A 19,577-nucleotide genomic window follows, 5' to 3' on the forward strand; every position below is an offset into this window, starting at 1 on the left:
GGTCAGGCCTCCATGGTCTTGATGCGCGTGGTGCGCGGCAGGCAGGCCACCCCTTCGGGTGCCGCCAGGATGACGTCGACGCCTCGCGGGAAGCGGGCGCGGTTCTGCTTCCACTGCTCGACAAAGTGGCGCGGCAGGGAAACAGACGCGAAGGCGAACGACGTTTCGATGCCGGGGCCTTCGAGATGCAGCGTCTCGCCACCCGAAAGGCTGGGCACCTGCAGGATCAGCGTGGTGGAACGATCGGGATATTCCTGCGTGCCCTGCGCAAAATTCTCGAGCGCGATCAGTTCGGCCGGGTCCGACACGAGCGCGAAATGCGCATCCGCCGGGGTGTGAGCGAGCGGCGCGCCGGTGTGGAAGCCGAGCCAGTGCCTGGCAGCGGAGGACGCCTGCAGGGCCGGATCGAGCCAGAGCGGCGTATCGGCATCGCAGAGCGCGAGGGCGACGGCAGCCGCCACCGGCGCGAGCGGCGCGGGCGGAGCAGTGAGTTCGCCGCAGGGCTGGATGGTGCCGGGGCGGGCCATGGCGTCCATGACCGCGCGGAACACCACCTGCGCGTCAAAGACCGGATTGGCGAAGCCGCCGTCTATTGCCTCGGTTTGCATCAGTCCTCTCCGCGTACCATGGTGAAGAAGTCGACCTTGGTCGCCGCCGTCTCGGCGCGGCGACGCTCATCGGCTTCGGCCTGCGCTGCCTGCAGTGGCGCGATGATTTTTGTTTCGATGTCGTCGCGGCGCGACGCGTCCTGCCACAGCGCATCGGCTATGGCCGAAAGCAGCGCCTTCTGCTTGTCGCGGCCGAGCGCATAGGCGTGGCCCACAGCGCCGCCTTCCACGCGCACGGTGGCGCGGGTGACGGTCGCCTCGCCGAAGTTGAACGGCGCACCGCCGCCGCCAATGCGCCCACGCACCGTGACCAGCCCGGTTTCGGGCCCGCGCAGCCGCTGCGCGTCGCGCGGCAGGCCGGCCTCGTCCCACAGCGCCTTCAGCGTTTCGCCCGGCGCATTGGCCAGCGCGGCCATTGCCGCCTTGCGGGCCTGCGCCTCTTCATGTTCGTGCCGCCTGTCGGTCTTCATGGCCGCTCCATCGCCTTCCATATTTGTCTATTGCTCTATACAACTGAACAAATTATATTTTCTTTCTAGCGGCTGTCCATGACGGCTGAATGACGGAGCGGAAAAATGAATTCGAAGGCTGGCGAAAGCGGCATGGAACGCCGAAGCGGCGTGGCGCTGTGGCGGCAGGTGGCCGACCGCATCCGGCTGGGCATCAGCAACGGGACGCTCGGCGAAGGCGGCAAGCTGCCGCCGGAGATCACGCTGTCGCAGCTATTCGGCGTGAACCGCCACACGGTGCGGGCGGCAATCTCGGCCCTTGTGCAGGAAGGCGTGCTGCGCGCCGAGCAGGGGCGCGGCACCTTCATCGAACGTCGCAAGCGGCTGGCCTATCCGATCAGCACCCGCACCCGGTTTTCGACCGGCTTGCAGGACCAGACGCGGGCGCGCAAGGCGATCTTGCTCGGCCATTGGGTGGAGCCGGCAACGGAACGCGTGGGGGAGGCGCTGGGCCTCGAAGCCGGCGCGCCGGTGCTGCGGCTGGAGACCGTGACGGAGGCAGACAACCGGCGCATCTCGCGTGCAACGAACTGGTTTGACGCCACGCGTTTTGCCGGGTTCGCGGATGTCTTTGCCGAGACGGAGTCGGTGACGGCTAGCTTCGCGCGCTTCGGCGTGGACGACTATGTGCGCCGCACCACGCTGATATCGTCACGGCATGCGGATGCCGACGACCTCGACAACCTGAAACTGTCGCCCGGCGCCATCGTGCTGGTGACCGTGGCCATCAACGACGATCTTGACGGCAGGCCGATCCAGTTCGCCGAAACGCGCTTTGCCGCCGATCTGGTGGAGCTGACGATAGAGACGTAGCGCCAGCTTACCTACCTTCGGTAGTGCTGTCGTCTACTGAGGCTCGCTGATCTTACCGGCCTGTACCCCCACCCCTAGCCCCTCCCCACAAGGGGGAGGGGGACGATTTTGCCGCCCCGACCGCCAAAGCCGGCCAAGGGTGGTGTTAGGCAGCTACACAGCAGAGTTCCCCCTCCCCCTTGTGGGGAGGGGCTAGGGGTGGGGGTCATTTCAAATGCAGACAGGAGAGGATCAGGCCTCTCTCACACCGCTATCGAATGCCGCGCGCCGTTGTTGCCCAGATAGGCGTCGAAGGCCGAGACCACCGCGCGTACCACCGGGCGGCCGCGGTCGGTGACGACAAAGCGGTCGCCTTCGCGCACGATCAGGCCGTCCTCGTCCTCCGCCACCAACCGGTCGGCCAGATCGATCACCGGCGCTCCACCGGCGCCGAAGCTGCGGGCGAACTCGGACCGCGAGAAGAAGAAGTCGCACATCAGCCGCTCGATCACCCAGGCGCGCATGCGGTCTTCCTCCGACAGCGCAAACCCCTTTGTGACGGCAAGCCCGCTTTCGGACACCAGCCGCTCATATTCGCCGGTGGCGGTGCTGTTCTGGACATAGCCCTGAGGCAGCTTGCCGATAGAAGAGGCGCCGAAGCCGACCAGCGTGTCGAGATCGTCGACCGTGTAGCCCTGGAAATTACGGCGCAGCCGGCCTTCGCGATGGGCAACCGCCATGGAGTCCGCCGGCTTGGCGAAGTGGTCGATGCCGATCGTCTGATAGCCGTGGCCCGAAATGATATCGGCCGCGCGACTGGACTGTTCGAAACGCTCCATCACGTCCGGCAGCGCTGCCTCGTCGATCATGGTCTGGTGCTTGCGCATCCACGGCACATGGGCATAGCCGAACAGCGCGATGCGGTCGGGCTCGAGCGAAAGCGCCTGTTCCACCGTCGCCGCGACGCTGTCTGCCGTCTGGTGCGGCAGGCCGTAGAGCAGGTCGAGATTGACCGACTGCGCGCCGCGCGCGCGGGCGGCATCCACCACTGCCTTGGTCTGCGCAAAACTCTGCTCGCGATTGATCGCGGTCTGCACTTTCGGGTCGAAATCCTGCACGCCGAGGCTGACGCGCGTCATGCCGATCTCGGCCAGCGCATCGAAGCGCGCCTCGTCCATGTCGTTGGGGTCGATCTCGACGCTGATCTCGGCATTTTCGCGGAAGGAGAAGCCCGTGCGCAGGATAGCGTTCAGCACGCGCATGTCGTCCGGGGTGAGCATGGTGGGCGAGCCGCCGCCGAAATGCAGCGCGCCCACCTCCGCCTTGCCCGCCACGAGTTCGGCCACCGTGACGATCTCGCGGTAGAGATATTGCAGATATTTGGCGACCGGCTCGTAGCGGCGCGTCTGCCTGGTGTTGCAGGCGCAGAACCAGCACAGGCGGTCGCAGTAGGGAATGTGGACATAGAGCGAGAGCGCGGTGCCCGGCTCGATCGCACCGAGCCAATCCCGGTAAGTCGCGGAGGAGACGCCCTCGTGGAAATGCGGCGCGGTCGGGTAACTGGTGTAGCGCGGAACGGGCGCTGCATGCTTGCGGATGAGATCTTGCTGCATTCGTCGGGCTCCGTGAGACTAAGCCAGACATAAAGGCGGCCCGCGCGGCGTCGTTGATCTCGATCAAGGCCGCCGGAGAGGTCTTTCGCGCCGCGCCCTGCCCCGGCGTGGCGGCGAGCCCGCTAGGAAAGCGGGCTCAATAGTCCTTTTCGTAGAACACGCCGAGGCTGGAATCCCCATCGGACCCCACCGCGCCCTTTGCCTTGAGGTCCTGGGTAATGTCGAGATTGATGGTGCCGCGCGTGGAGCCCTGGGCGCCCGCCTCCACGCCCAGATAGATGTTGTCCTGGATATAGCGGCCGGCGCGCACGGCGGCATTGCCCTTGCTGTCGGTGACCACGTCGAGATCGTCGAGGCCGGTGGCGTTGCGCAGGCTGCCCAGCAGCGAGTTGTTGGAGCCGCCGGCCAGCTCGGCGGCCGCGGCGGCGAGCTGCGCGATCTGGAAGGCCGATAGCTCGTCGATGCCGCGGTTGAAGATCAGGCGGGCGAGCACTTCGTCCTGCGGAAGCTCGGGCTGCGAGGAGAACGTTACCCCGATGTCGGAGGCGCGCCCCGAAACCGTGATGAACACGGTGATGTCGGTGCCCTCCGAGCGCGCCACGAAGTTGAGGAAGGGATTGAGGTCGCCCACCAGCGTGACGGTGCCTTCGTCGAAGGTGATGCGCTGGCTGAGGATGCTGAGCCGGCCGCGGATGAGCTGGAAGCCGCCCACCGGCTGGATGTCGGACACCGGGCCGGTGAGCTTGACCTGCCCGCCGAGCTCGGCATCGAGCCCGCGCCCGCGCACGAAGACGCGGGCCGGCGCATTGACGCTGACGTCGAGCCGCATGACGCTCGGCCGGCCGGTCGGAGTGGGCGTTCCGTCATTGGCGCGCGCGCGCTTCAGCGTCTCGGCCACGGCCAGCGGGGCCTTGAGGTGCTTGACGTCGAGCGCAGCCGCACCACCGGCAAAGCTTTCCGGCACGGTGATCTCGGCGCGGCTGACATTGATATTGCCCGAAAGCACCGGATCGCGCGCAAGCGGGCCGGTGATGGCGAGGCTGCCGCCCACGGTGGCCACGACGAGCGTGCCGTCGGAATAGCGGGCATCGTTGAGCGTGACGCGGATGTCGGCCGGGAAGCTTGCCGCCGCGTCGAGCGAGATGGTGCCGGTGGCGCTGACCGAGCCGCCGGCGGCGAGATTGGCCGAGGCGTTGCGGATCGTGACCTGGTCGCCGTCGATGGTGCCCATGACCGCGATGGAGCGCAGGCGCACATTGCTGTCTGGATCGACGAATTCGGCCCCTTGCGTGGAGAACATGCCGCGGATGGAGGGCTTCTTCAGGCTGCCGGAAATGGTGGCATTGGCCGAAAGCGTGCCGCCCGCCTGCGCGCCGCGCTCGGCCAGGAAGCGGTTGGCCAGCGCCAACGGCGCCTCCCCATGCACCGTGAGGTCGACGCCCTCGCCGGAGACCGGCACGCGGCCGCTGGCGGTGAGCGACAGGCCCTGCGGACCGCTGGCGGTGGCCGACGACAGCGTCAGCACCTTGTCGGCGAAATGGCCGGAAGCGGCGATTTCGAGGGGGGCCGCGCCGGCTTCTTCCAAAGCGGCCGCGCGGATGCCCGCGCCGCGCAGGTTGAACGTCGCCGCCGGGTTGGCGAGCTGGCCGGAAACCTTGGCGGTGCCGGAGATGTTGCCGCCGAGGCGCTGCTGGGGCGCCACGGCATTGAGCAGCGCAAGCGGGAAGGATTCGAGCCCGATGTCGAGCGCCAGCGCGCCCTTGTCGAGCGGCACCGCGCCGTGTGCCGTGGCGCGCAGGCCATCAGGGCTGGTCACCGCCGCCTTGACGTTCAGCCGGCTTGCGGTGGAGTTGCCCTCGGCCTCTAGGTTGATCGAGGCAAGGCCCGCCTCGCGCAGGGCGGCGGCGGCAATCGAATTGCCCTTCAGCGAGAAGCGTACGTCCGGATTGGCCCGGGTGCCGCCGATTTTGGCGGTGCCGTCGACCGTGCCGGCCAGCGCAAGGTCGGGGCGGACGGCGTTGGCGATGGCCAGCGGCAGTTTCGCGACGCTGACGGCGAGATCCAGCTTTTCGTCGATCTCTCCGCGCGCGCTGACGCGCCCGCCGCCGACGTCGAGCACGAGATCGTCGATGGAGATCTTTTCGCCGCGCATCTGCAGGGCCGCCGGCTCGGCGAGCTTCGCCGAGAGATTGCCCTGGGTCAGTTGCGCCTGCTGCAGGGCGAGCTGGTAGCCGCCCTCGATCGGCGACAACGCGCCGGCGGCGGCGGCGACGGCGCCATTCTCCAGCCTCGCATTGGTCTGGAAATTCGTCGTCCGGCCTTCCTGCCGCGCATTGGCCTGCAGCGTGGCGACGTCGACGCCGCCGGCGACAAGCTTGCTGGCGTTCAGCGTGCCGTCGGCGATCGGCACGCCGAACAGGTCGGCCACCGTCGCGTTGAGATCGGCCTTGCCGACGCGGACGGTGTCGACCACCAGCTTATTGATGTCGGCGCGGACGGTAGCGTTCTGCCTGCCGTCCTGATGGGTCAGCGCAATATCGGCATTGACCGCGCCGGCGGCCTGCTTCAGCAGCAATGCAGCGGCGGTGGAAACATCGGGCGCGGCCAGCGAGAGCTTGCCGTCAAGCAGTCCGTCCCTGTTCTGCGCCACCTCGCCGGTGATGCGCGCGCCGCCGGCAGTGAATGTCAGGTCGCCGACGCGCTTTTCGTTGTCATTCGCGGCAATGGCCGAGGCGACATCGACCCTTACGCCGTCGAGGAAGGCGTTGCCGGTGACATTGCCGTTGAGATCGCCCTTCTGCAGCGTGCCCTCGAAGCCGAGCACGGCATCTTTCAGCGTCTTGCCGACGAGCGTGCCGGTCGGAACCTCGGCGCCGAAGGTAAGCCCGATCAGCCCTTCCGTGCCGGAAGCGCGGCCCTTGGCGGTGAGGCGGCCGGCAGCCTTGTCGGACACCAGCGCCAGATCGGCCACCGAGAGGTCGAAGCCGAAATCGGCCGCACCGGTGGCGAAGCGGCCATCGGCCCTGGCCTCGACCTGGTCGTTGAAGATGCGCAGCTGCCGCGCCACCAGGCCGGTCTCGCCGCGCGCGACGCCGCCGGTGATGCGGGTTTGGCCATGCAGCAGATTGTCGGCGGCCGGCGTTCCGATGCCCAGCCCCTCGGCCGTGCCGTCGAGCGCGAGGTCGAAGGCGCCGGTGAGCGGCTTCAGCTCGCCCTTCGCGACGAGATCGGCGCCGCCCGAAAGCTGCCGGCCAGCCAGGCTGGAGAACGGAGCCAGCGACCTGGCCTTGAGGCCGACGTCGCCCTTGAAGACGAATTCGGAAATGTCGCCGGCAAGCGAGAGCGCAAAGCCGTTGGCCGCGATTTCGGCCTTGGCGAGCTTCACCGGCGCGCCAGCGGTCCATTCGCCGCCGACGTCGAGCGCGATACGGTCGCCCAGCGCTTCGGTGACATCGGCGCGGGTGGCGACGATGCCGGACACGCCGCCGGTGGCGACGAAGGTGAGATGGCGCGACGCCGGGTTGGAAATATTCTGCGCCAGGCCCGAGAGCAGCATCTCGGCCGACTTGGACGAAAAAGTCTCAGTGGCGAGGTCGTCGATTTTCAGCGAGCCCGACCACTCGTCGCCTGGCTTGTCGCCGAAGGCCAGCGCGAGGCTGGCGCGCTGCACGGTGTTTTGCCCCGGTACTGGCAGAAGCACAGGCTTGCCGGCGGGGTCGGCGATGTCGGCGCTCAGCGTCAGGCGCTGGAGGAAGCCGTCGGGGGCCGTCTCGGCTGCAGCCTTGAGGTCAAGCGCCGCGCTTTGCAGGTCGAGCTTTTCCAAGAGCACGCCGCCGCCGTCGCGCACCAGGCCGGCGGTCTGGAGCGTCGTCTCGGCACCGAAGAAGTCGCGGAAGCGCGGCGACACCAGCTTGGCGATAGGGCCGTAGAGGTCGGCGCTGAACCCGTAGCCGTCGGCCCGATGACGAACTTCGGCGGTGCCAGTCAGCGCGCGCAGGCCGGCGGCATCGAGCGTCAGGTTGAGGTCGAGCTCCGAGATCGGTCCCTTGCCGCCGAGCGCCAGCGCCATGGGCGGGCGCCCCTCGACATTGAGAAGATTGGCGACGACGCCGTTGGCCGGCTCGTCGAGCTTCAGGTCGAGGTCGAGCACCTGCGTGGAATTGGCGTAAGCCGCGCGGAGCGCAAGCTGGCCGCCCGGCCCGTCGAGGCGGTTGACGTTGAGCGTGGTGTCGAGCGAGCCGTCGGCAAGCTGCAGGTTGCCGGTGATGGCCACATCGGCGGCAAGGCCGAAGACGCTTTCGCCGAAGGTGACATGCGGCACCTCCAGCGCGCCGAGCGAGATGGAAAGCGGCAACTCGGGCAACTGGAAGCCGCCGGCTTCCGGCGCCGGCGCGCCTTCCGCCGGCAAGGGCTTGCGAATGACGTCGATGCGGTCGGCGGCCAGCCTGTCCACCGATAGCCGGCCGAGCAGCAGCGCCGAGCGGGTCCAGACGATGCGCGCATTGGTGATGCGCAGCCACACGCCCTCGCGGTCGGCGATGGTGATCTCGCCGATGGTGGCGTCGGACGACAGCGCGCCCTGGATGTTGTCGATATGGATCTGGCGATCCGGCGTCGAAAGCTGGTTCTCGACGAAGCCGACGAAATAGGAGCGCTCGGCGTCGGCCGATTCCTGCGCGAATGCGGACAGCACCAGGGCAGGCAGCGCGCAGACGAAAAGGGCGATGGCCAGAAAGATCCGGGTCAAAACGCTTGTCCTATTCCGACATAGAAGCCGATGGTGGGATCGCCCGGGCCGCGATTGAGCGGCACGGCTGCGTCGAGCCTGATCGGCCCAAGCCCGGTGATGTAGCGCACACCGCCGCCAACGCCGACGCGCAGATCGTCGTTGAAGTTCGGGATGGAATCGCCGCCGACATAGCCGGCATCGGCGAAGCCGACCAAGCCGATGGTGTCGGTGACGCGGGCGCGCAGCTCGGCCGAACCCTCGATCAGGGAGCGTCCGCCGATGATGCGGCCGTCGCCCACCGGCACGCCGATATTGCGATAGGCATAGCCGCGCACCGAGCCGCCGCCGCCGGCGAAGAACAGCTTGTCGGGCGCGATCTCGGCCACCGAAGGGCCGGCAATGGCACCGAGCTTGAGGCGTCCGGCCGCGACGATGCGGCTTTCGTCGCCGAAGCCGAAATAGGCGCGGCCCTCGGCGACCGCCCGCATCGCCGGATTGCCGTAGTTGAACTCGTAGAACGGCTCGAGCGTCACTTCGGCATAGTAGCCCTCCGTGGCGTCGGCCTTGTCGTCTCGGCTGTCATAGATGCCGCCGCCGACCAAGCCGAGATTGACGAAGTTGCGGCGGCCGAAAACGTCGTCCTCGAAGCGGGCTGCACCCGCATTGAGCGCCATGCGGGCGGACAGCTGGTCGCTGAAGATGTGGGCAAGACCTGTCTCGGCGCCGCCGCCGGTGCGGGTATAGGCGTCGAGCACCTCGCGCTCGCCCACCGCGGAGGCGTAGTAGTCGGTATCGGGCGTATAGACGCCCGGCCTGGTGAAGGTGGCGCCGAGTCGATAGGTCAGTTCCTTCGGGTTGAAGGAATTGACCAGGCCCAGCACCTTGGCGTCCAGGCGCAGCCGCTCGGCATGGCCGAACAGGTTGCGGTGGAGCCAGTAGGCCTCCACCCCTGCCCCGTCGAGCGTGGAATAGCTGCCGCCGAAACCGAAGCGGCGCGGCAGGCGCTCCTGCACGACAAGGCTGATGGGCAACTGGCCGTCCGCGCCGATGGCGTCGCCTTCCTGGAAGCGCATGGCGCGGAACACGTCCAGCCGCGACAGCCGCTTGCTGGCGCGGGCGAGATCGTCGGGGTCGTATTCCTGGCCGGGCTCCAGCCCCGTCATCCAGGCGAGGAATTTCGGGTCGATGCGCTCGGTGCCCTCGACCTCGACCGGCGCATAATAGGCCATGCGGCCGGGCTCGATGGTGAGCGTGGCGTCGAGAACGTCGCGGTCGTGGGCTGCCTCGACGCGGCGGTCGGCCACGCTTGCCTTGGCATAGCCCTGCTGGCGCCAAGCCTCGACCGCCAGCCGTTCGGCGGAAAGGATGACGCCCGAGCGGGCCACCTCGCCCGGCGCGAAGCCGGCGTGCTCGGGCTGCTCGACCTCGTCGTCAGGCCTCACCGGCGGCGGGGCGCGGTTGACGATGCTGGTTTCGCCGAACAGGAAGACGGGCCCCGGATTGACAACGACGCGAACCGCAACCGGATCGGGCAGTTCGGTGTCGGGCGGCAGGTCGGCCGCCTCGCGGCCGCCGACGAGAATGCTGATGCTGCCGCCATAGCGGCCTTCGCTGTAGAGCGCGGCGAGCAGGCGGCGATAGTCGCCGCGCGCCTTGGCAAGCAGGCCGGCGGCACCCGATGCGGGCTTTTCATGATCCTTCCAAAGGGTGGAAGCGCCCTTGAGCTTCGATTCCACGTCCTCATTGCCGCCGGGGACGGAGAAGTCGACCGTGTAGTTCTGCGGCTCGCCGATGACCTCCTCCGCCGAGTCGGTCTTCTTGGCTCCGAAGATGTGGATGCCGAACAGCTCGAACGCCGCCGCCGGCGCGACCGGCGCGGCAGACAGACTTATTCCGGCAAGCAGGCAGAGCCCCCGCGAAGTCCTGGCAGTAAAAACTCTCACTCAAGCTCCTAGACGCGGTCGAAAAGACCAAACGCACCAAAACCAGCACGCCTCGAAAAGCTCTCCGCCCCTTCAAGAGAGGAGGCGGATGCTAGGTGATCGCGGAATCGAAAAAAAGCCTTGGCACGACTTGAGGCAGAGGGCGGCATGCAATTTTCGGTCGGCATGTTGCCGAAAGTAGACGCCAATGGTTGCAGCTTTGCAAATGCGCCCCGGGCGCCCCGGCTTCCCGTCAATGCCCAGAGCTGAGCTTCAAACCGATCAGCCCCGCGACGATGAGCGACACACTGACGAGGCGGAACAGGGTGGCGGCCTCGCCAAAGGCCACGATGCCGACGATGAATGCGCCGATGGCGCCGATGCCGGTCCAGATGGCGTAGGCGGTGCCGAGCGGCAGGCTCCTGAGGGCCAGCGCCAGCAGCCCCAGGCTGATGAGCATTGTGACACCGGTGACAAGGGAGGGCGTGAGCCTGGTGAAGCCATCCGACTGCTTCATCGTCGTGGCCCAGACGACTTCGAAGATGCCGGCGAAGAAAAGATAGATCCATGCCATTTACTTGCGGTCCTTTATGCTGGCAGGGCGCCTGGGAGGCAGCGCCGATATGAAAATCCGCAATGAGCGCAGCACAGATCGCGCCGCAGGGTGCCGGGCGCGCAATTTCGGCCCGGTGCAGGCCAGGTCGCCTGCCGGGCGGCGCGCGCAAACGGTCTGCGCCGGAGCAGAGCGTAGCGGATTTTCGAAACGGTGATCGGGAAAGTGGCGGGCGGTGGTTTCCATCACTTCGGTGCTCCGAAACAATGGGGCCGTCCCCGTTGGTCTTGAATCGCGGGCCGTCCCGCGCGGGCCCCATATAGGCAATTCCGGTGGCAATGGCCAGAGCCGGAGGCGCGCAGCTTCAGCCGGCGGGCACTACATCCGCCGGATCGGCGCGCCGAGCTGGAGAAAATCGCGTTCGCGGCAGGTAAGCACCAGAACCTGCTGGTTCTGCGCCGCCTTACCCAGCACCAGATGCATGCGCTCCAGCCGCTCTTCGTCGGTGTTGACCAGCGCATCGTCGAGCACGATGCAGGCCTCCTGCCCCGCCTCGCGCAAAATATCGGCCAGCGCGATGCGGGTGATGACCGCGATCTGCTCGCGCGCACCGACGCTCAGACCGCCGAAAGGCTCGGCCACGCCGTTGCGCACCAGCTGCTCGATCTCGAAGGTCTCGTCGTGCAGCACGATGTCGCTGTCGGCCTGGATCAGCCGCAGATAGGGCGCGGAACGCTCGCGCACCGGCGCCAGCCAGCGGTCCTTGGTCTCGCGCTGGGCGTCGGCCAGCGTGGCATGAAGCAGTTTTGCGGCGTCCGCTTCCAGCGTCATGGCCTTCAGCCGTGCCTCGCTGTGAGCGATCTGGCCTTCGAGCTGCGCAAGCTGCTCGCCCAGGCCGTCCCTGCCGAGCGCGCGCAATGCGGCCTCGATCTCGCGCCTTTCATTGTCGAGCCGGTTGATGTCGGCCTGGATCTCGCGTTCCGACTGCTCGGCCTGCTTCAGGGCGAGTTGCTTGGCTTCCGGATCGGCACCGGCGAGCGCGGATCGGGCCGCAGTACGAGCCTGTTCGGCATGCCGGAAGGCCTGTTCCTCGCGCACGCAGTCCTCATCCACGGCTCGGTCGTCTGCTTCCGCGCGCGCGGCTGTCAACTCTTCCTGGCGCTTGGCACACCGCGCCTCGGCGACCGAGACGCGTTCTTCCAGCACGGCCAGATCGCGCCGTGCTGTCTCGACGGCGGCGCCGCGTTCCTTCGCCTCGGCCTCGACCCCGCGCAGCGCAGCGCCTGCCTCGCCGCATTCGCGCCGCGCGGCTTCGATGTCGGCCGGTTCGCAAGCTTCCGCCTCACCGCCCTCGGCCAGCAGAGCGTTGCGGGCCATTTCCTGCCGCAGCGCCTCGATGCCGCTCGGCGCAAGTGCTGCAAGCGTCGCGCCATGCGCCTTCACCTCGGCGCGTGCGGCCTCCTGCTGGCGCAGCGCCGCGCGCGCGGCCGCGACATCGGCCAGCTCCAGCCGGCGCAGCGCCTTGTCGAGTGTTTGCCTGGCCTGCTCCGCAGCCTGCGCCAGCTCTTCCGTGCCGCCGCCGGGGTGGATGCCGATCTCGCCATAGCCTTCGAGGAAAAGTCTTGTGTCGCGCGACAGCGAAAGTTCTGTCCCGGCCTCGACGGGCTTGCCGTCGAGATGCGCGGCCTGCGCGCCCGTGGGATGCAGCGTGATGCGCACGCTGGCCGCCTCCAGCCGCATGCGCGCCTGCTCGACGGCGCGTTCCAGCTTCTCCAGCCCCGCGATGTCCTCGGCCGTCAGCGTAGCGGCTTGCGCGAGCACCAGCGCCTTGCGGCGGGCGTCGTCGGCCTGCTCGGCAAGCTTCAACTGGCCTGTCAGGCGTTCCACCGCCTGTGCCGCCTGCCGGCGGGCGAGCGCCTGCTCCATGCCCCGCAGGCGCGCCGTGGCCTGCCGCTCGGCTGACCTCGCTGCCTCCAGGCGGGTAGCAGCCTCGGCGGCGACGGCATCCAGCCGGGCAAGCGCGGCCAATGCCTCGTCGCGGGCGGCGCGAGCGGCATCCGAAGCGCTCTGATCGGCAGCGAGATCGGCCACAAGCTTGCGCCGCGCCGCATTGCGGGCGGCGGCCGCGTCGAGCTTCAGCCTAGCGCGCTCCACCGCGCCTTCGGCGGCACGCAGTGCTTCCTCGAGGCCGGCAACCGCGGCGGCGGCCTGCCGGGCGACGGCGGCGCGCTTGCGGCTTGCCTCCAGCGTGTCGTCGCGGCGGTAGCGGGCGAGGATGTTGTGAATGCCGGCGAGCTTGGAAACCCGCTCGTCATGCTCGGCCATCCGCCTCTTCAGATCGGCCAGTTGCTGGCGGTCGGTGTCCAGCTGGACGGCAAGCGCCTTGAACTCGCCGCGGGCGTTGCCGCGCTTGTCCCAGAACTGGTCCCGGCGTGCCTCTGCTGCGGCCAGCAGCGCGCGGCCGCGCTCGCCGCCGGTGACCTGGCCGATCTCGCGCTCCAGCGCCGACGCCAGATGGTTGCGGCCGGCGCCGATGCCCAGCTGCCGGTGCGACATGCCCTGCTCGACCCAAAGCAGGCCGAACACGCCGTGATGCTCCTGCGGCTTGGTGCCGCCCGAGCTTGCGGGCGTGAAGCCGAACATCTCGGCAAGTTTTTCCTCAACCGCATCGCCGGTGTAGCGCTCGCCATTGCCGGCGAGCTCCGCCTCCTGGCGCTGGCAGAACGCCTTGCGCAGGGTCCAGATCGCGCCGCCGCGCTCGAATTCGACCAAAACTTCCGGCCGCACCGACTGGTTGTAGGGCTGCATGGCGGCGGCCGCCGCGCCGCCGACGCGGTGGCGCTCGAACAAGGCGGCGCGCAATGCGGCAAGGAGCGTTGATTTGCCGGCTTCGTTGTCGCCGACGATGACGTTGAGCCCATCGCCGAGCTCGTCGATGACGACATGGCCGAGCTTGCGAAAATCCCTGACCTCGATGCGGCGCAGCTTCATCTCAGCGCCCGCCATTCATGTGATCGACATACATCATGCGCAGCGCCACACGCGCGGCGGCCGCCTGCGGGTCGGCATCATTGGCCGCCTGGGCTTTCAGTCGCTCGACCGCCAGCCGCACGAAGCCGGACGAATCCAGCGCGTCGAGGTCGTCGTCGGTCGGCTCCTCGAACAGGCCGAGATCGTCGATGTCGAGATGGTGGAATCGGTTGCGCCACTTCTCCAGCTCGATCTCGAGCTGGTAGCGCTCGGCAAGGCCGATGCCCCCCTTCAGCGTCAGCGAAACGACGCGGCGGGCGGCATCTGCCTCGAGCTCCGCCAGCGCATCGAGGCCGGCATTGCAGGTGCCGTCGAGCATTTCGGCCTCGACCTGATGCCACTGGAAATGACTTGTCGGCACGGCCTCCACGCGCTCGGGCGCCTCCGGCCCGTCGAGCTCGACGATGTGCACGAAACCGGAGCGATTGGCGCGGTGACGGTCGGTTTCCGGCGTGCCGGAATACCAGGTGCGCTGCGCGATCTGCAGCGAGCCGTGCCAGTCGCCTAGCGCAAGGTAGGACACGCCGGCGGTAAGCGCCCGGTCCTCCGGGATTTCGTTGCTGGCCTCGGCCGCACCCGGCAGGCGGTTGGCCACGCTGCCATGGGCAAGGCCGACGCGGATCGCGCCTTCCGGCGTGGCGGCGGCGCCGAACCATTCGGTCTGGTCGAGCGATTCGCGCCGGCGCGTCAGCGGCGCGGGCAGGATGGCGGCACGCCCATCCCAGCCTTCGATAGGCTGCGGCCGGTCGGCGATGACGATGTTTTCTTCCGGCCCCATCTGGCGCAGGCGGCTCCAGACGCTGTGTGCGAGCGCCGCGTCATGATTGCCGGGCAGAAAAATCCACCGGCCGGAAAAGGGTTTCAGCGCATCCAGCGTACGCAGGATGGTGCGGTCCTGCACCTCGTTGCTGTCGAAGGCGTCACCCGCCACCAGCACGGCATCGACATTGCGCGCGGCGGCAAGCCGGGCGATCTCGCCGATGGTGGCGATGCGCTGGGCGCGCAGTTCCGCACCCGCATCGCCCGGAACGTTGCCGAAGGGCTTGCCGATCTGCCAGTCTGCCGTGTGAAGAAACCGGAACGCCATGCCGACCCTTGTTCTTGCCCGCCGAACCGGCGCGGCGGCGGTGCTTGCTTGTCCGCCCATCGGTCGAATCGGCGGGTACCCGAGATTGGGTCTGGATGCGGGAATGTCAATTCGCCGGGCTGGGCCAAAGGTTAGACGGGCGCGGCCCGTTGCGGCGGCGCTTTGGATTGGTATCATGGTGGTATTACTTTTGTATCAATATTTGCCGGAAAGGGCGTGAACGGAGCCCTGAACCGGTCATCAGGTTTCAACCCGTGCCCGAAACGGACCCTGCCATGAGCACCACGCCGATTGCCGCCGCCTATCTTGCCGAACTGACGGCCCGCATCGGCCGCCTCATCGAAGACAACGGGGCGGCGATCGCGGCCGGGGCGGACGCCATCGAGCACGCCGCCCGCAATGACGGGCTGGTCTATATCTTCGGCACCGGCCACAGCCACATGCTGGCGCTGGAGGCGCACTACCGCGCCGGTGGGCTGGCGCTGACGGTGCCGATCCTTTCCAGCGCGGTGATGCTGCATGAGGGCGCGGTGGCCAGCACGGTCTATGAGCGCATTCCCGGCGCGGTGGCGCCGATCTTCGCGCGCTATCCGATCGGCGCGAAGGACGTGCTGATCGTGATCTCCAACAGCGGCGTCAACGCAGCACCCGTGGAGGCGGCGCGCATCGGCAAGGAACGCGGCGCGACCGTGATCGCCGTGACCTCCGAGACCTATTCCACCCAGGCAGCGCAAGGGCGCCCGCGCATCGCCGACATTGCCGACATCGTGCTCGACAACGGCGCGCCGGCCGGCGACGCCATTGTCGACGTGCCGGGCAGCGAGCTGCGCGTGGGCCCGATCTCGACCTCGGTGGGTGCGGCGATGATGAATGCCATGTTCGCCGAAGTCGCCGCGCGCCTGGCTTCCGCCGGCTCCGACGCGCCGATCTACCTCAGCGCCAACATGCCGGGCGCCAAGGAGGTCAACGACGCGCTGGTGGCGCGCTATCGCAAGCGCAACCCGCATCTGTAACGGTTGGCCGGCCTCTGGCTCATGGCCGACGCCGGTCCTTGGCGCGCGCAGCCATCGGTGTTTGATCCATGTCAAGGACGGCGGCGCCGGCCCTGAAATGATATTCCTGCAACAGGAGAGGACTAGGGAATGTACAAGCACATACTCATCGCCACCGACGGTTCCGAACTGGCGCAGAAGGGCGTCGACCACGGCCTGTCGTTGGCCAAGAGCCTTGGCGGCAAGGTCACTATCATGACCGTGACCGAACCCTTCCCGATCTACGGCATGGCCGGCAGCTTCGCCTGGGCGGGCAGCCCGGCCGACATCGAGAGCTACAACGCAAGCAGCAAGGAATTTGCCGAGAAGGTGCTTGGCGCGGCCAAGGAAGCCGCCGACAGGATGGGCGTCCCGGCCGAGACGATCCACGCCGACGACAGCACGCCGGCCGAAGCGATACTCGCCATGGCCGAGGCAAAGGACTGCAGCCTGATCGTCATGGCATCGCACGGCCGCCGCGGGCTGGGCCGCATGCTCCTGGGCAGCCAGACGCTGGAAGTTCTGACCCATAGCAAGGTGCCGGTGCTGGTCGTCAAGTAAGGGCCCCGCACCCGAGCGCGCCAGCGGCACAGGCCGGACGCTCTAGGCCGGCCTGAAACCCGCCGCCTCCAGCGCCTGCCGGACCTCGGGCGAATGCAGCGCGGACAAGAATGCCTGCACCGCCGGCCGCTCGCGCCGCACTGACACCAGCGCGAAATCGTAGTGCTCTTCCGTCAGCGGAATGAAGCCGAGCCCGGCGGCTTCCGCTACCGGCGCGATGGTGACGCCCCAATCCGCCCTGCCCTGCAGCACTGCGGCCGCCACCGCATTGTGCGACTTCGGCTGGTTCCAATAGCCGTCGGGCCGCGCGCCGGCGAGCAGCGCGTCGATGAGGATGCGCGTGCCCGCGCCCTGGTTGCGGTTGACCATCAGGCAGGCTGGGTCGGCAAGGGCTGCCCTCACCGCTCCCTCGGCCGAAAGGCCCTCGAAGCGCATGTCGTGCCTGCGATGGACAATGCCCTGCATGCGCCGCCAGCCCGGCACCAGTTCGAGGCCGGGCGAGAGGAAGGGCTCGTTGTAGCTATGCGTCTTTTCATCAAAAAGATGGATGGGCGCGAGGTCGCATTCGCCGCGCCGGGCGGCGGCCAGCCCGCCAAGGCTGCCGACTGAAAGCGAGCGGACCAAAAACCCCTGCCGCGCCAGCGACGCCAGCACGCGGTCGAGCCCGGTGCAATGGCTGCCGATGATGACGAGATCGGGCACGTGGAACTGCGGCGTGAACAGCGTCACTTCGACCGCAGCGCCCGCCGGCAGGTGGTCGGCCAGCGCCTCGATGCGCACGAACCCGTCGGCCTGCGCAAAGGAGGTGATGGCGCCGGAGCCCTTGCCGGTGGGATAGGCGACCAGCCCCTCCTGCCCTTCGACAAGCGAAACCATGACGAATTCCGTGCGGCCGAGCTCGGAAGGGACCCGCAACGGCACGGTGGCCGCGACATGGGCATCCGAGCGCGGCGGCAGGCCGGCCATGCGGCGCAGCACCGGCACGATCATGTCGTGGAAGGTGAACATGGCCGAGGTGGGAAAGCCCGGCAGGATGACCACCGGCTTGCCATCGCACACTGCCAGGCACAGCGGCTTGCCCGGCTTGAGCGCCACGCCATGGGCGATGATGCCGGGCTTGCCGAGCCGCGCAACGATGCGGTGGGTGACGTCGCCCGCACCCTTGGAGGTGCCGCCGGACAGGATCAGCATGTCGTGGCCGGCCAGCGCCTCCCGCATGGCCGCTTCCAGCGTCGGCTCGTCGTCCGGGAAGGCGCCGAGGAATACCGGCTCGCCGCCGTTTTCGGCAACCGCCGCCGAAACGATGGCGCCGTTGGTGTCGTAGATGCCGGCGGGCGGCAGGGGCATGCCGGGCTGCACGAGTTCGTCGCCGGTGGAGAGCACCGCGACCTTCGGTTTTTGCGCCACCGGCACGACAGCGATGCCGCAAGCGGCGAGCATGCCGATCTCGCGCGAGCCGATCATGGTGCCGGCGCGCAGCAGGGTTTCGCCGCGCGCGATGTCGGAGCCGGCATAGGAGATGAACTGGCCGGGGCTGGCCGCGCGTCGCACCGAAATGCTCTCGCCGGCCGGCTCGGTGTGCTCGACCATGATGACGGCATCGGCGCCCCGCGGAATGGGGCCGCCGGTAGAGATCGGCGTCGCCGTGCCGCCGAGCACTGGCAGGATGGGCTCGGTGCCGCAGGCGATGCGCTCGTCGTTGAGCGCCAGCCGCACGGCGCGCGCTTCGCCGGCATCGGCAAGGTCGGCCGAGCGCACGGCAAAGCCGTCGACATTGGCGCGGTCGAAGGGCGGCACGTCGATGGGCGCAACGACGTCTTCAGCCAGCGCGAGCCCCAGCGCATCGGGAAGCGAGCGTTGCTCCATTGCGATAGGGCGCGGAAACAGTGCTGCCTCGAAGCGCGCCAACGCCTCCTCGCGCGACAGGATGGTCAAAAACTGCTCCTGCTCGATGTCGGGGCGGGGAGCCGGGCCGGGCTTGCTCATGAAGCGGTCCAATCGCGCAGAGGAAATGCCGTGACTTCAGTGCCGGCGGAAAAGCCCTCGCTCTCGGCCGGCACGGCCAGCCAGGCGTCGGCATCCGCGATTGCATGCAGGGGCAGGACGCCGGTAGCGAGCGGCAGCCACGACGCCTGCTCGCGCTTCAACAGCACAAGCTCCGTCACGCCGACGATGGAGGCGATTTTTCGTGCCAGCGGCAGGGCGAGCCCTCTGCGTGGCACGCGGCCCGAGAGGCGGTCGAGCACCGGCAGCGCGAGCGTCAGCCAGACGGCAAGCGCCTGGTCCGGCGCGCCGGGCAGGGCCACGACCGGCGTTTTCCCAAACTGGCCGACGGCGGCGCTGCGTCCCGGCTCCAGCGCGATGCCGTGGGCGGCCAGGGCCTGGCGCCGGGTCAGCGCCATCGCCGTTTCGTCGTGTCGCCCCTGCCCCGTGCCGCCGATGAGCAAGATAAGGTCGGCCGGTTCCGCGTCGAGCGCCTCAGCGATGGAAACCGCGTCGCGCGCGACGGCCTCGATGCCGACCAGCCAGCCGCCCGCCGCACGCCCAAGTTCGGCGACCAGTTCGGTGGTGGCGGTGCCGCCATCGCTGGCGGCAACATCGATGATGCGGAACGACGGTCGCCGCACCGGCAGGCGCTCCATGCCTGCGCGGCGTGCAAGCAGGAGATCGTAGGGCGAAATCGCACGGCCGGCCGTGACCAGCGGCTGGCCGGCTGCGATTTCCTGCCCGGCGCGGCGCACCCCCTGCCCCGGAACGGCATCGGCAAGCACCTGAACCAGCGACCCCACGGTCTCGACCAGGCCGGGCTCGATGACGCAGTCACAACCCCGTGGCATGGGCTGGCCAACTTCGACCCAGCGCGGCTCATTTGCCGGCATCACCGGCGAATAGGAAGACGCCCCCACCAGATCGCCTGCTGCAAAGGCCCAGCCGTCGGCTGCCGCTTCGTCGGTTTCGGGCACGCCCTGCTTGAGCGGCGGCATCCCGGCCGCAATGCGGCCCAGCGCCTCGGCCAACGGCACTTCCACCGGCACGACCGGCTCGAGGCCGTCGAGCAGCAGCGCAAGTGCTGCTTCGACGCCGGTCAGCGCAGTGACTTGCGGACGGGCGGTCATCATGGCCCATGATGAGCCATGATGGG

At 68.4% G+C, this 19,577-nt stretch carries 13 protein-coding genes; 3 read left to right on the forward strand and 10 right to left on the reverse strand.

What is annotated here, in order from left to right; all coding sequences use genetic code 11:
• Positions 1-2: 2 nt before the first annotated feature.
• Both phnH and phnG read right to left on the reverse strand, forming a co-directional pair.
• Entirely contained in the window at positions 3-608 is a 606-nt protein-coding gene (gene phnH, locus AC3A4H_RS05515; RefSeq protein WP_487765767.1) for a phosphonate C-P lyase system protein PhnH, read from the reverse strand.
• Positions 608-1,078, reverse strand: a complete 471-nt coding sequence (gene phnG, locus AC3A4H_RS05520; protein ID WP_487765768.1) for a phosphonate C-P lyase system protein PhnG — start codon at positions 1,076-1,078, stop codon at positions 608-610. Before phnG ends, phnH begins: the two co-directional genes overlap by 1 nt.
• 105 nt (positions 1,079-1,183) lie before the next feature.
• Between phnG and phnF the strand changes: the two genes are divergently transcribed.
• Positions 1,184-1,930 carry a phosphonate metabolism transcriptional regulator PhnF gene (gene phnF, locus AC3A4H_RS05525; protein ID WP_487765769.1) on the forward strand — a complete coding sequence of 249 codons (747 nt, stop codon included), beginning with the start codon at positions 1,184-1,186 and terminating at the stop codon, positions 1,928-1,930.
• Between the two features lie 242 nt (positions 1,931-2,172).
• Here the strand turns inward: phnF and hemN are convergent, their stop codons facing one another.
• The 6 genes from hemN to AC3A4H_RS05555 form a co-directional block, all read right to left on the reverse strand.
• Positions 2,173-3,522 (reverse strand): oxygen-independent coproporphyrinogen III oxidase, encoded by a 1,350-nt coding sequence (gene hemN, locus AC3A4H_RS05530; RefSeq protein ID WP_487765770.1) that lies wholly within the window; start codon positions 3,520-3,522, stop codon positions 2,173-2,175.
• Between the two features lie 136 nt (positions 3,523-3,658).
• Positions 3,659-8,269 (reverse strand): translocation/assembly module TamB domain-containing protein, encoded by a 4,611-nt coding sequence (locus AC3A4H_RS05535; RefSeq protein WP_487765771.1) that lies wholly within the window; start codon positions 8,267-8,269, stop codon positions 3,659-3,661.
• Entirely contained in the window at positions 8,266-10,194 is a 1,929-nt protein-coding gene (locus tag AC3A4H_RS05540; protein ID WP_487765772.1) for an autotransporter assembly complex protein TamA, read from the reverse strand. Before AC3A4H_RS05540 ends, AC3A4H_RS05535 begins: the two co-directional genes overlap by 4 nt.
• A 232-nt stretch (positions 10,195-10,426) precedes the next feature.
• The gene (sugE, locus tag AC3A4H_RS05545) at positions 10,427-10,747 is read right to left on the reverse strand and encodes a quaternary ammonium compound efflux SMR transporter SugE (protein WP_487765773.1); all 321 of its coding nucleotides are present in this window, start codon (positions 10,745-10,747) and stop codon (positions 10,427-10,429) included.
• Positions 10,748-11,104: 357 nt separating this feature from the next.
• The gene (locus AC3A4H_RS05550) at positions 11,105-13,732 is read right to left on the reverse strand and encodes an AAA family ATPase (protein ID WP_487765774.1); all 2,628 of its coding nucleotides are present in this window, start codon (positions 13,730-13,732) and stop codon (positions 11,105-11,107) included.
• Positions 13,719-14,843, reverse strand: coding sequence for a metallophosphoesterase family protein (locus AC3A4H_RS05555; protein ID WP_487765775.1), 1,125 nt, complete (start codon positions 14,841-14,843; stop codon positions 13,719-13,721). Before AC3A4H_RS05555 ends, AC3A4H_RS05550 begins: the two co-directional genes overlap by 14 nt.
• A 275-nt stretch (positions 14,844-15,118) precedes the next feature.
• Here AC3A4H_RS05555 and AC3A4H_RS05560 point away from each other — a divergent pair, with 275 nt between their 5' ends.
• The gene (locus tag AC3A4H_RS05560) at positions 15,119-15,856 is read left to right on the forward strand and encodes an SIS domain-containing protein (RefSeq protein ID WP_487765776.1); all 738 of its coding nucleotides are present in this window, start codon (positions 15,119-15,121) and stop codon (positions 15,854-15,856) included.
• Positions 15,857-15,985: 129 nt separating this feature from the next.
• Positions 15,986-16,435 (forward strand): universal stress protein, encoded by a 450-nt coding sequence (locus tag AC3A4H_RS05565; protein WP_487765777.1) that lies wholly within the window; start codon positions 15,986-15,988, stop codon positions 16,433-16,435.
• A 42-nt stretch (positions 16,436-16,477) separates the two neighbouring features.
• Here the strand turns inward: AC3A4H_RS05565 and AC3A4H_RS05570 are convergent, their stop codons facing one another.
• Together AC3A4H_RS05570 and AC3A4H_RS05575 are read right to left on the reverse strand one after the other, a co-directional pair.
• The gene (locus AC3A4H_RS05570; RefSeq protein WP_487765778.1) at positions 16,478-18,421 is read right to left on the reverse strand and encodes a molybdopterin biosynthesis protein; all 1,944 of its coding nucleotides are present in this window, start codon (positions 18,419-18,421) and stop codon (positions 16,478-16,480) included.
• A complete protein-coding gene (locus AC3A4H_RS05575; protein WP_487765779.1) occupies positions 18,418-19,554 on the reverse strand; it encodes a molybdopterin-binding protein in 1,137 nt (378 codons plus the stop codon). Before AC3A4H_RS05575 ends, AC3A4H_RS05570 begins: the two co-directional genes overlap by 4 nt.
• Positions 19,555-19,577 lie beyond the last annotated feature (23 nt).

This window comes from Pseudaminobacter sp. Soil_N_29, from assembly GCF_057656055.1.